Below are 12,497 nucleotides of genomic sequence, written 5' to 3'. Positions count from 1 at the left end.
ACGCACTCGAGAACCCCACCATGGCCATGCTCACCGTCCGCAACCTCCCCGAAGAAGTACACCGCGCCCTCCGCGTCCGTGCCGCCCGACACGGCCACAGCATGGAGGCCGAAGTGCGCGACATCCTCGAATCCGCCATCAGCCCCCAGGGGCGTGTGAAACTGGGTTCGCTACTGGCCGACATGGGGCGCCAAGCCCGGCTGAGCGATGAGGAATTCGCGGTGTTCGAACAGGTGCGCGACAAGGCGCCCTCCCGCCCGGTGAGTTTCGAATGATCCTGCTGGACACCAACGTGATGTCGGAGCCGCTGCGGCAAGCCCCGGAGCCGCGCGTGATCGAGTGGATCGATGCCCAGGCCATGGAAACCCTGTTCCTTTCCGCCATCACGGTGGCGGAATTGCGGGCGGGCGTCGCCCTGCTGCCGGCAGGCAAGCGGCGCGCAGGCCTCCAGGACAACCTGGAAAAGCGCGTGCTGCCCCTGTTCGCGGGCCGGGTACTGCCTTTCGATCTGGCCTGCACGCAGTCCTATGCCAAGCTGATCGCAAAGTCACGCAGCGCCGGCCTGGCTATCGCTACGGCCGATGGCTACATCGCCGCCATTGCTGCGGCCAACGGCTTTGCCGTCGCAACCCGCGACACCAGCCCCTTCGAAGCGGCAGGCGTCACCGTCATCAACCCATGGGCCCAGGCATGAGCGCGCGCACATCCATGGGGAGTTCGTCCTCCCCCTCTCCTTCTCCCTCTTCCTCTCCCCTCCTCCACACCCTCCCCAACGGCGTCCGCCTCCTCGCCCTCCCCATGCTCCACGTGCAGAGCGCCAGCGTCGGCGTGTTCCTGCGCGTGGGTTCGCGCGACGAGACGCCGGAGACCAACGGCATCAGCCACGTGCTGGAGCACATGGCGTTCAAGGGCACGGCCACGCGGTCGGTGCAGGCGATCAACCTCGATGCGGAGCGGCTGGGCGCGGACGTGAACGCCTACACGGGCAAGGACAGCACCGGCTACTTCATGACCGGGCTGGGGCAGCATGCGCTGCAGCTGCTGGGCATGACGGCGGACATCGTGCTGCACAGCACGTTCCCCGAGGCCGAGCTGCAGCGCGAGCTGGACGTGATCCGGCAGGAGGCGATCGAGTACGACGAGGACCCGGAGGACAGCTCCAGCGATCTGCTGGACCGCGCGCTGTGGGGCGACGATCCGATGGGCATGCCGGTGATCGGCACGGTGGAGAACATCGAAGGCTTTACGCGCGATGACCTGGTGCGGCACGTGCAGCGGCACTACGTGGCCGGCAAGACCATCGTGGCGGCTGCGGGGAACTTCGACGTCGATGCATGGATGCGGCGCGCGGAAGAATTGTTCTCTGCCATGCCCGCGCCTGTGTCCGCATCGGGGGCACAGGCCGACGCCGGGGTGCAGCCGCCCGCGCCCGCCCCGCACGTCGGCCAGGCCGTGGCACGCCGCTTCACGCAGGTGTCGCAGGTGTTCCTGAACATCGCCTATCCGCTGCCCGGTCCTTGCGCGCCGGAATGGCAGGATGCATGCACGGTGCAGGCCCTGCTGCCCCCACGCTGGCGCCTGGCCGCAGCGCTCGCGGCGAACCTGTTCGGCGGCGGCATGTCCTCGCCGCTGGTGGACACGGTGCGCGAGCGGCTGGGCCTGGCCTACAACGCCGATGCCACGATCGACAGTGGCGACGCGTGGCTCAATTTCGTGATGCATGCGGTGACCACGCCGGACAAGGTCGAAGCGTTGGTGCGTGCCACGGGCGAATTGCTGCAGGCGCAGGCATCCGCGATCGACCCGGTGCACCTGGAGCGCGCGAAGAACCAGCTCACCGTCTCCCGCGTGCGGGCCAGCGAGCGGCCCTTCGCGACGATGGAGCGGGCCGTGGAGGAAGTGTTCGCGCACGGCACCGCCACGCCGCTGGACGAGACGATCGCGCTGATCGGCGACATCCGCGCGGACGAAGTGCAGGCGGTGTTTGCACGCATGCTCGCCCATTCGCCGGCGCTGTCGATCACGGGCAAGGGCGTGAGCGCGAAGTCCGCGCGGCTGCTGGCGGCATCGCTGGTCGCGCGCAGCAGCCAGGCATAGCCGCGGCGGGAATCGCCGGATCGGGTTCGGGCGCCGTCAGCAGCCGCCCGGCACACGGCCGCTCTCAATGCACCGGCCGCCCCAGCCGCCGGCTCGCCCGCGAGATCGCGTAGTTCACCAGGCAGTACAGCGCCGCCACGATGAGGTACACCGGCACCAGCGAGTGGTAGTTGGCGATGAGCACGCGGGCGTTCTGCATCAACTCGCCATAGGTGACGACATAGCCGAAGGTGGTGTCCTTCACCACGATCACCAGTTGGGCGACCAGCGCCGGCACGATGTAGCGCAGCGCCTGCGGGAACACGATCGAGAAAAACACCTGGATCTCCGTCATGCCCAGGCTGCGCGCGGCATCGGCCTGGCCGCGCGGCACGGCGAGCACGCCCGAGCGGTAGACCTCGGCCACCACCGCGGCGGTGCTCAAACCGATGGGCAGGGTCAGCATCCAGTAGGTACTGAGCTTGATGCCGACCGACGGTAGCACCAGGAAGCACACGTAGATGAGCAGCAGCGTCGGCGTGCCCCGCAGGAACTCGATGGCCGCCACGGCCGGCCAGCGCACGAGGCGCGTCCGCGCCAGGCGCCCCGCCAACAGCACCAGGCCCAGGGAGAGCGCGATCACCGCGGCCATCGCCGCCGAGGCCAGCGTACCGAGCAGGCCCTTGGCCAGGAAGGCCCAGGTCGTCGGCCAGGCGAAGAATTTCCAGTAGCGGGCATCGAGCTGCCCGACGGCATGGAAGCGCCATACGATGCCGGCCGCGAGCAAAAGCAGCACGCCCGCCGCGACCACGCTCATCCCGCGGCTGAGGGTGCGGGCCCGGGGCGTCGGCGCGCCGAACAGGATGTCTTCGAGGGATCGGTTCATCGCAGGATCCGCAGCTTCCGGTCCAGCGCCGCGCCGGCCCAGGCGATGAGCAGGCCGGTGGCCACGTACATCGCGGCCGCGACGGCGAAGGCGGCCATGCCGGCGGCGGAGTCGGTGGCGATCTTGGAGACGAGCGTGGTGAGTTCCCGGCCCGGGAACGGCACCTGCGACGCGAGCGAGGTGGACAGCATCAGCGCGATGAGCAGCGACGTCATCGGCTGCACCACCGAGCGCAGCGCCTGCGGCAGCACCACCGACCAGATGATGCGCGCGGGCCGCATCCCCAGGCTGAGCGCGGCCTCGATCTGCCCGCCGGGGATGGTGTTGATGCCCGAGCGCACGTAGTCCGCCGTGAACGCGGAGCAGACCAGCACCAGCGTCAGGACCACGCTGGGCTCGTAGTCGATCACGAACTCGAGATCGGGCAGCGCGAACACGATGAAGATCAGCAGCGCCACGCTGGGGATGTTGCGGAAGGTCTCGACGTAGAGGGTGAGCACCCAGCGCAGCGGCGGCAGCGGAAAGAGCCGCAGCATCGCCACCCCCAAGCCCAGCAGCACGCCCGGCACGAACGACAGCGCGGTGAGCTTCCAGGTCAGCAAAAGGGCCTGCCCGAAGGCAGGCCCGTGGTCGGCCAGGAGCTTGGCAACCTCGCCCATCGGTTCAGGGCAGCGCGGGCGGCGTCGGGACGGCCGTGCTGCCGGTGCGCTGGCCGATGGCGATCGTCCAGAGCTTGGCCCAGGTGCCGTCGGCCTCGATCTTCTTCAGGAACGCGTTGACGAAGGCCACGCCGTCCGAGCCCTTGGGCAGGCCGATGCCGTACGGGTCCTGCGCGCCGAACGGGGCGCCCGCGAGCTTGGCGTCGCCGGTGCCCAGGCTCAGGGTATTGAGCAGCAGCGTGTAGTCGGTCACGTAGGCGGCCACGCGGCCCTGGCGCAGCGAATCCAGCGCCTCCTGGTGCGTCTGGAACTCCTGCACGGTGCTCTTGGGCGCGAACTGCGCGAGGATCGCCGGACCCGTGGAGCCCGCCTGCGTGGCGACCTTGTTGCCACCCAGGTCGTTGTAGGACTGGATGGCCTGGTTGTTCGCCTTCACCAGCACCGCAGCCTGCGAGGTGTAGTACGGCCCGGCGAAGGAAATTTTCTCGGCGCGCGCGGGCGTGATGGAATAGGTGGCGATAACCGTGTCCACCTGGCCGTTGATCAGCACCTGCTCGCGCGTGGACGAGTTCACCTGCGTGAACTGGACCTTGGAGGCATCGCCCAGGATGTAGCGCGTGAGGAGCTGGGCGATGCCCGCATCGAAGCCGCGCAGCTTGCCGTCCTTCTCGTTCAGCAGCGAGAACAGGTTCGACGTTTGCGTGCCTCCCAGGCGCAGCGTGCCGGCCTGTTTGATCTTGCTGGCCCACGGGCTCGCGGCGATGGCTTCGGCGCTCGCGACGGGGCCCTGCGCCACCAGCGCGTCGAACGCCGCGGCATCGATGGGCGTGCCCTGGGCGCACACCGCGCCGCCGCCGGCGATCGCCAGCGCTGCCACGGTGGGTTTCAGGAAGGAGTGGATCGATAGGGGCATGCGGTCCTCTGGGATGGCAGTTACGTGGGTCGATGTATAGCATGGGTAAGACAGGTCCCAGGCGGACCTCGCCTGCCGGTGGCCCCTGCTGAAAATCCCGGTGTGCCGTTGCGCCCCGCGGCGCAGAGCATGTCCTACACGCACGCCCGACGGCAGATGACACGGCAACCAAAAAACAACAGGAATAAATCAGCAAAAATATAACTTGATGATTGACAAATGCATCAATAAGTAAAATTCTGATAAATTTTGGTGGGTCGGTAGAAACATTTGTCCGCCGCTTCCGGGCCGTCTCAGCACATGCCCCGCCGTCCCGGAAGGGCCGAGGCACCCTGCCCCACCTCTGCCTCGACCATCCCATCGGCCATTTCCCCTGCCGCGTGGATTTCCAGCGACTCTTTTTCACATCCAGGTATCCGTTCCGTGCGCAGCATCTCTTTCGTCACCCTGGTGCTCGCATGTGGTTCGGGCCTGGCTGTCCAGGCCCAGGCCCAGGAAGCGGCGGACGACAGCCTCACCCTCAGCGGCTTCGGCACCGTGGGCCTGGTCGACAAGACCGGTGCCCCGCGCTGGGGGCTGATCCGCAGCACCGCGCAGAAGGGCGCCGCGTCCGACCTCAGCGCCACCATCGACTCCCGGCTCGGCGCACAGATCGACTGGACCCACGGCAACGATTGGGAGGCCGCGGTCCAGGGCGTCCTGTTGCACCGGGCCCGGGGAGCACTCTCCGGCGAAGCGATCGAGCAGGCCTACGTCGGCTACCGGCCGTGGGCGAACACCCGCCTGCGCCTGGGCCGGGTCAGCCCGGACCTGTTCCTGTATTCCGAAAGCCGCAATGTCGGCTATGCCTTCACCTGGGCGCGCCCGCCCACCGACTTCTACGCCTTCGCGCCGGTCGTGAACGTCGATGGCCTGGACGTGGAGCAGCGCTGGAACATGGGCAGTGCGTCGTGGCGCCTGCGTGCCACCACCGGCACGATCAGAACGAGTGCCACCGACGGCGGCCGCTCCTACAGTCCGGTGAGCGTGGACGACATCCTGGCGGTGGGCCTGTCGCGGGAGTCGGGCGGGCTCCTGCTCAAACTCAGCTATATGCAGTCCCGGGTGAACATGGACCACGGCCCGGAATACAGGGCGCTGCTCCAGGGCGTCGGCGCCCTGCATCAGTCTCCCGTCCCCGGCGTGCGCGAGGCGATCGCCCCCCTGCACCAGAAGCTCTGGACCGGCGGCGCCACCACTTACCTGGCGCTCGCCGCCCAATACGACAGCGGCCCCTGGACCTTCGTGGCCGAAGGCAGCCGGCTGGGCGTTCCAAGAAGCACGCTGGATGCCTACCGGGGCTACGTCAGCGCGGCGTGGCGCAAGGACACCGTGACCTATTACGCCCTCGCCAGCCGCACCAGGCCGCGGGAGGCAGCACTGGCCACTCCCGATGTCGCCTCCTCGCTCGCTCCCGTGGCGGGGCCTGCCGCGGCCCAGCAGGCGCAGATGCTGGCAGGCTACGCGACCTATGCGGCCAACCAGTTCCGGTTCGACCAGCGCACGGTCGGCGTGGGTTTCCGGTGGGATTTCGCATCGAACGCCGCGCTCAAATTCCAGGTCGACCGGTTCCATGTCCGGCAGAACGGCGCAGCGGGCTGGCGCAACCACGACGGGCAGGCCGCGAAAGGCACCCTCGTGTCCCTGCTGGTCGACTTCGTCTGGGGCCAGTGATGCCGCGCGCATTCCCGAAACTTCCCTGCGTACTGACCGCCACCGCGCTGGCGGTCCATGCGCTGCAGTGCACCGTGGCCGCAGCCCCCCTCTATGTGGTGGTGTCCGCGCAAAGCCCGCTGCGGTCCGTGAACCAGAACGAACTGGTGGCCATCTACACCGGCAGGACCCGCGCATTCTCCGACGGCAGCATCGCCACGCCGCTGGACCAGAAGCGCGACGGCCCGGCGCGCGCCGAGTTCTACCAGCTGCTCACCGGCATGGACATCGCGCGCATCAACAGCTACTGGGCGCGCCTGCATTTCACCGGCCAGGTGCGTCCGCCGCAGACCGCCGAAGACGACACGGCCATGCTGCAGCGCCTGCGCAGCGATCCGTCCGCCATCGGCTACCTCACCCGCCCCCCGCAGGACAATTCCGTGCGGGTGGTGATGCACCTGCCGTGATGCCGCACGTGCGCTCCTTTCGCCGCCCCGCTCCCCATGCGCAGTAGAAGCCTCCATCGCCGGTTCCAGTGGGCGGTCGTGGGCGTCGCGGGCGTGATGGCGATCCTGGTCGCCGTCATCCTCTACCTCAGCGCCCGGTCGCACTACCTGGAGAACTCCGAAGCCTCCGCGCGCGCCATCGCCGCGGCCGTGCAGCAGACGATGGCTGTCGGGGTGTATGCGCGCGACGAACTGCTGCTCAAGGAACTGGTGGACGGCCTGGCCCGCCATCCCGCCGTCGCCCGCGTGGGGGTGCGCGACGCGGCCGGCGTGACGATGGCCACCAACTCCAACCCGGAAGCCGAGCCTGCCGCCGTCGGCCGGAGCGCCACGGCCGCGCCGACCTTCGAGTCGCCCCTGATGTCGCCCTTCCGGTACGAAGGACGGATCGGCGATCTGCAGGTCTGGCTCGACTACCAGCGGCTGACGTCCGAGGCCGGCCGGCAGGCCGCCCTGGTGGTGGCGGCGATCACCGTGCTGCTCGTCGGCGTGCTGGGCGTGTTCAGCATGCTGGCCCGGCGCATGCTGTCGCGCCCGATGCACCAGCTGGCCGCGGAGCTGGCCACGATCGCGCCGGGTACGTCGCGCCGGGTATCGATCGATCCGCGCCACGCGGTCGACGAGGTGGGCATCGTCACCACGGCCGTCAACCGCCTGCTGGAAATGCAGCAGGGCGCGCTCGAACGCGAACGCGCCATGCGCGAGGAGATCTCGGGCCTGGAGGCCCGCTACCGGGGCATCTTCGACTCCACGAGCGCGGGCATCTTCATCCTCTCCGCGGCCGGCCGGCTGCTGCACGCCAACCCGGCCTTCGAGCGCCTGCTCAACCTGCAGGCCGGCCAGGTGGCGGCCGCGCACGCCGAGGATTTCATTTCCGCCTTCTTCCTCCGCCCAGCGCAGCTGCAGGAGCTGATCGACGAAGCCTGCAGCTCCCTGGAACCGGAGTCCGCCGACCTCGAACTGATCCGCCCGGACGGCACGAAACTGTGGGTGCACTGCATGGTGTCGTGCATGGAGCGGTCGGAAAGCAGCGAGCAGCGCGTCGAGGGCGTGCTCTACGACATCACGCGGCGCAAGAACGAGGAGAGCGCTGCGCAGCACCGTGCGGAGCACGATGCGCTCACGGGGCTCAAGAGCCGCGCCTACATCGAAACCCTGCTCGGCCAGCACGTCGACGACGCTACCCTCAGCCAGGACCTGGGCGACGTCACCCTGATGTTCATCGACCTCGACGGATTCAAGTCCGTCAACGACCGCTGGGGGCATGCCGCGGGCGATGCCGTGCTGGTGGAGGCCGCCCGGCGCCTGCGCACGCTCTTCCAGCGCAACGGCGACGTCGTGGGCCGGCTGGGCGGCGACGAGCTGGTGGTGGTCATCATGGGCGTGGACGCGCTCCACCCCAGCGTCTCGGCGCTGGCCCGGGAGCTGATCGACAGCTTCGAGCAGCCGTTCGTGCTGCCCAACGAGGAATCCGCCCAGGTCGGCGCAAGCGTGGGCGTGGCCAGCTACCCGCGGCACGCCACCAGCGTCGAGACCCTGATCCATGCCGCCGATGCCGCGATGTACGCCGTCAAGCAGGCCGGCAAGGGGGGCGTCGCCATTGCCGAAACCCGGCATGCGCGCCCGGACGGGCAGCCCTCCGGCCCCCCGGACAGCGCCGTCCCACCGGCATCCAGGGCACCGTGGCAACGCGACGCGCTGACGGGCCTGATGGACCGCAGGCACCTGCTCGAGCAACTGGCGTCGGAGCAGATCCAGGTGGCGGGCGGCGCAGGCTCCGCGGGGGTCATCTGCGTGGACATCGACCAGTTCAAGCTGCTCAACGTGGCGCGCGGCACCCAGATCGGCGACGACGTCCTGTGCGAGACCGCGCGGCGCCTGAAAAGCGTGCTGCGCCGCGGAGACACGCTGGCGCGTACCGGCAGCGACGAATTCGTGGTGGTGCTGCGCATGGAAGGCCGCACCGACGCCGACATCCGCGCGCTGACGGAAGGCGTCGCGGCGAAACTGCTGCGCAGCCTGGCCGCACCGTTCCACCTGGGCCCGGAGTCCTTCCACATCCAGGCCAGCGCGGGCATCAGCCTCATCCATGCCGATACCCGGGACGGCCTCGACGCCCTGCGCGAAGCGCAGTTGGCGCTGCGCCGCTCCAAGACGCAGGGCGGCAACCATCCCGTGTTCTTCGAGCACAACATGCTGGCGGGCTTCCATGAACGGCTGGCGCTGGAGCAGGACCTGCGCGCGGCCATCGGCTCCGACCAGCTGTTCCTGCACGTGCAGCCGCAGCACGACGCCCACCGCCGGCTGACCGGCGGCGAGGCCCTGCTGCGGTGGCGCCATCCAAGCCGCGGCATGGTGCCCCCGGACCAGTTCATCGCACTGGCGGAAGCCTCCGGCCTCATCATCGAACTGGGCGCCTGGGTGCTGAGGACCGGCTGCGGGATCCTGTTCGACCTCCACCGCGAAGACCCCTCGCTCACCCTGGCGGTCAACATCAGCCCGGCGCAATTCAAGCATCCGGGCTTCGTCGACGAAGTCCGGCACGCCCTGGAGACGAGCGGTGCCCGCGCCTCGGGCCTGATACTGGAGATCACGGAAGGCCTGCTGATCACCGACGTGAACCATGCGGCGGAACGCCTCGCGGAACTGGTCGAGCTGGGCGTGCGTTTCTCGATCGACGATTTCGGCACGGGCTTCTCGAGCCTCTCCTACCTGCGACAGCTGCCGCTCTACGAGATCAAGATCGACCGCAGCTTCATCACCGGGCTGCCCGACGACACCGCCAGCGTCGGAATCGTCTGCTCGATTTTGTCCATGGGCTCCCACCTCGGCCTGCACGTCGTGGCCGAAGGCGTCGAGACGCAGGAGCAATCCGACTTCCTGCATGCCAACCACTGCCCGTCGCAGCAGGGCTGGCTGCACGGCAGGCCCCTGCCGGCCGACAGTTTCGTGGAGAACGTGCGGGCGGCCCGGCCGCGGATGGCGCCTTCGGCGGGGGACATGGTTGCGCCGGGTGGAGTGCCGCGGATCGCGGGGTAAGCGCGTGGACAGCTTCGGGTGCGGTTCAATGGTCTCCGCTGAACCTCAGCAACCAGCCTCAAGCCAACGTTGAGTGCCCACGGCAGCCACCGCAGCGCCTGCCATCACCCGGCCATCACCCGGCCATCACCCGGCCATCATCCAGGAACACACAATGACCATCATTGCCTGTAGGGCATGTCGGCGCGCCGGTAGGCATCCCCCGGCGAAGAAGCCCGGCGGTCATCACTCAGCGTAAAAACACATTGGAGGTAACTGCTGGCGTCCGCCCATTTGGCTCCGTCCGCCTGGAGTTCAAACAGGTTGCGAGTGACTTCCACGGCTTCGGGCCACCGGTCCTTGGCAACCGCCGTCATCGCTTCCCGGCTGTCGTCGTGGTCATGCAGCACGCCATCTTGAGCGCCATAGGCGTGGAACTCCACGATCCTGGCAGGCATGGCATACACCGAGCCTTCACACTGCGCCCCGGCAGGTTGCGGCTCCCGCTCGGCATGGGCGGCAGCGAACGAATCCTGGACGGTGTGCAGCACCGAGCCGAAGGCGATCTCGCGAATCTGGGAAACCAGGCCGCTGGCAGCATCCTGTCGCCCCAGCAGATACAGGTCCACGACCCTCCACTCGGTGCAACCGAAGTGATTTTTGATGGACGGATTGTCGATGTCCTTCAGGAAGGTTTGAGGGAGGATCTCCTTGGACGACACCTTCCATGCGAACTCCAGCCAGTCCAGGATCTGGGCTCTCGTAGCCACGGGATGGATACCGGACGCGTTGGCCATCCCATGCAGGAACTGCAAGTCGCCGAAGTGCGACCGCGTCATCAGGTTGCCGGGGACACTGTTCTCCGTTTTGTTGCAGCCCGCGATGGTCTTCGTCCGGGCCTGGCGCTCGGCGTCCTTGAAGAGGCAATACCAGCACGCAGGTTGCGTGGAAAAGCGGATGGTCTGGTCCGCACGGCAGACATTCTTCTTCCCCAGGTAATCGCAATTGCCCTGGTCTTTCTCCAGCCGAAACGGCGGCAGGTCGTTCCACCGGACGCCGTAGATCACATAGGGCGAAGCGAACCCCACATCGCGCCCACTGCAGTAGGTGTCGGTGGCGAGATCGGCTTGCGCCACATGGCACCACTTGCCGAGGTGGGTGATTTCCTCATGGACCGGCGTCTTGATCAGCACCCCCAGAGATCCCGCGATGCGCGCCAGCGTCGAGTTCGTCTCGTTGGTCAGGCGCTCTTCATGCTGCGTCCCCAAGGGACCGATCTGAAAAGCCCCCACCCAGGTGCCCACCAGCAACAAGCCAGCGACCAATATTCCTTTAAAAGTTTTCGAGAACTGCATGACTCCCCTCCTTCCGACCGCAGATATTCAAAGCCCCGCCTGACCGGCCTCGGTGATTCTCCCCCTTGAAGGGGGCGAGCTTCACTGCAGAGGAACTACCGCGGACATTCTTGCCACGTCTGCTGCGGTGGCGTTTTTCGTGGCAGCAGCGGCAGTTTCCAAGCCTGTGACGAGGTTGCACATGGCGTGGTAGTTCAAAGCGTCCGCCACTGCCCGGTTCACGGGATAGTCCACCAAAGACGCATTGCGCTGAGATTGAATATTCACCAGAGCCGCTTCTCTCTGCTTTGCGATCCCCGTGGAAATCACCTGCACCGTCAGGTTGCTGAAATAGGCCTCGTTGAACTGGCTCAGCAGGCCGTTCGAAACAGTGCTTCCAGCGGCGAGGACTTTGGCCGCAGCAGCAGGCGTTGTCACGGCGGCTGCCCCCGACAGCAGCGTCGCAAGGCCACTCCATCCCATCTGGGTTTGCGACTTCGAAGCGGTCAGTACTCTCAGATACGTTGCGCAACGCTGATTCGAGGCGGCAATGAGGCGATCCTGCAAATCATTGCGGCGGTACTTGAAACTCTCTTGGTTCGTGTTTTCGCTGACCGCTGCAATATCGTCCAGTTCATAAGTATGGAGCAGTTCATCTATGTGAACCAGTTCATAGCTCTCCGCTCGGGCTTTCTCATTTTTCTTGGCACTTTGGACGACAATCGATCCCGCCCCACTCAACAGATTTTCTTCTTCTGGCATGGTGTAGCTGCGAATTGCGCTGCAGCCAGTAACACCGATGAAAACAAGACATGCGACCAGCAGTCTGAGTGCACGCATAGATCCCTCCCTCGTGTGTAGCTTTTTTTGGGCGCGAATGACAGATCACCCGCGATGCCTTTATAGCGCACGGCTACCGACAAGGCTAGGGGGATAACCGTCTTTCGCTGCTGCACCGTGTGATGGGGTTCCGCGCGCTCCCCCTACGGTTGCCAGATGCGGCTGGCATTCTTGGAAAGATGGCAGCACCGAGGCGAGGTGACGAGCCAGAAGGGTCCGTGTTGGACGCGTCACGGTGGCCGGGCGCCGCACAAAGAAAAAAGCCCTTGAAATCATCCAAGGGCTTTGTTCATTTGGCGGAGAGGGTGTCATCCATGGATCAAGCAAGTAAGCGCCATAGAGCGCGATGAGGCGTTTTTGTAGGCCATACCGTGGGCCATCAAGAATTGGCGCCTCCACGGGCCGGGGAAGGGCCTTCCTGGGCATTTGGCGGCGGGATGCATGCGGGCATCTGCCAACACGTCAGATTCCGACGAATCCCGACATGAAAAGCCACCCTCCAGCCGCCCACGGGCCCGCGCCGGGCCTCGCGGGGCGCTGTGCCGGCACTGCCGACGAAATCGACACATCAAG

General features: G+C 66.9%; 11 protein-coding genes. 6 read left to right on the top strand and 5 right to left on the bottom strand.

All coding sequences use genetic code 11. From position 1 onward, the window contains the following. Window positions 1–20: 20 nt before the first annotated feature. The 3 genes from Q9R47_RS06220 (at window position 21) to Q9R47_RS06210 (ending at window position 2,097) form a co-directional block, all read left to right on the top strand. Window positions 21–275, top strand: coding sequence for a FitA-like ribbon-helix-helix domain-containing protein (locus Q9R47_RS06220; RefSeq protein ID WP_311232339.1), 255 nt, complete (start codon window positions 21–23; stop codon window positions 273–275). Beyond that, window positions 272–694, top strand: a complete 423-nt coding sequence (locus tag Q9R47_RS06215; RefSeq protein WP_311232338.1) for a type II toxin-antitoxin system VapC family toxin — start codon at window positions 272–274, stop codon at window positions 692–694. Before Q9R47_RS06220 ends, Q9R47_RS06215 begins: the two co-directional genes overlap by 4 nt. 104 nt (window positions 695–798) lie before the next feature. After that, entirely contained in the window at window positions 799–2,097 is a 1,299-nt protein-coding gene (locus Q9R47_RS06210) for a M16 family metallopeptidase (RefSeq protein WP_404977102.1), read from the top strand. A 64-nt stretch (window positions 2,098–2,161) separates the two neighbouring features. Here Q9R47_RS06210 and Q9R47_RS06205 read toward each other — a convergent pair whose 3' ends face one another. Genes Q9R47_RS06205 through Q9R47_RS06195 form a run of 3 tightly spaced genes read right to left on the bottom strand, consistent with a single transcriptional unit; the run spans window position 2,162 to window position 4,534 of the window. Further along, entirely contained in the window at window positions 2,162–2,962 is an 801-nt protein-coding gene (locus Q9R47_RS06205) for an amino acid ABC transporter permease (RefSeq protein ID WP_311232337.1), read from the bottom strand. Then, window positions 2,959–3,621 carry an ABC transporter permease subunit gene (locus tag Q9R47_RS06200; RefSeq protein WP_311232336.1) on the bottom strand — a complete coding sequence of 221 codons (663 nt, stop codon included), beginning with the start codon at window positions 3,619–3,621 and terminating at the stop codon, window positions 2,959–2,961. The genes Q9R47_RS06205 and Q9R47_RS06200 overlap by 4 nt, the downstream gene beginning before the upstream one ends. A 4-nt stretch (window positions 3,622–3,625) precedes the next feature. After that, on the bottom strand, window positions 3,626–4,534 hold the full coding sequence (locus tag Q9R47_RS06195) for a glutamate ABC transporter substrate-binding protein (RefSeq protein WP_311232335.1): 909 nt from the start codon (window positions 4,532–4,534) through the stop codon (window positions 3,626–3,628). Between the two features lie 423 nt (window positions 4,535–4,957). Here Q9R47_RS06195 and Q9R47_RS06190 point away from each other — a divergent pair, with 423 nt between their 5' ends. The 3 genes from Q9R47_RS06190 to Q9R47_RS06180 are packed head-to-tail and all read left to right on the top strand — an operon-like array spanning window position 4,958 to window position 9,771. After that, on the top strand, window positions 4,958–6,247 hold the full coding sequence (locus Q9R47_RS06190; RefSeq protein WP_311232334.1) for a hypothetical protein: 1,290 nt from the start codon (window positions 4,958–4,960) through the stop codon (window positions 6,245–6,247). Continuing rightward, window positions 6,247–6,693 (top strand): hypothetical protein, encoded by a 447-nt coding sequence (locus Q9R47_RS06185; protein WP_311232333.1) that lies wholly within the window; start codon window positions 6,247–6,249, stop codon window positions 6,691–6,693. The genes Q9R47_RS06190 and Q9R47_RS06185 overlap by 1 nt, the downstream gene beginning before the upstream one ends. A gap of 36 nt (window positions 6,694–6,729) precedes the next feature. Next, on the top strand, window positions 6,730–9,771 hold the full coding sequence (locus tag Q9R47_RS06180) for a diguanylate cyclase domain-containing protein (RefSeq protein WP_311232332.1): 3,042 nt from the start codon (window positions 6,730–6,732) through the stop codon (window positions 9,769–9,771). Window positions 9,772–9,932: 161 nt separating this feature from the next. On the opposite strand, the gene Q9R47_RS06175 is transcribed toward Q9R47_RS06180, so the two are convergent. Further along, window positions 9,933–11,105 (bottom strand): hypothetical protein, encoded by a 1,173-nt coding sequence (locus tag Q9R47_RS06175; protein WP_311232331.1) that lies wholly within the window; start codon window positions 11,103–11,105, stop codon window positions 9,933–9,935. 81 nt (window positions 11,106–11,186) lie between these two features. After that, on the bottom strand, window positions 11,187–11,924 hold the full coding sequence (locus tag Q9R47_RS06170) for a hypothetical protein (RefSeq protein ID WP_311232330.1): 738 nt from the start codon (window positions 11,922–11,924) through the stop codon (window positions 11,187–11,189). Window positions 11,925–12,497 lie beyond the last annotated feature (573 nt).

It is taken from the genome of Acidovorax sp. PRC11, assembly GCF_031844105.1.
GTDB lineage: Bacteria > Pseudomonadota > Gammaproteobacteria > Burkholderiales > Burkholderiaceae_C > Paracidovorax.
Note: the sequence above shows the minus strand (reverse complement) of the source record. Positions and strands in the feature narration are given on the sequence as shown.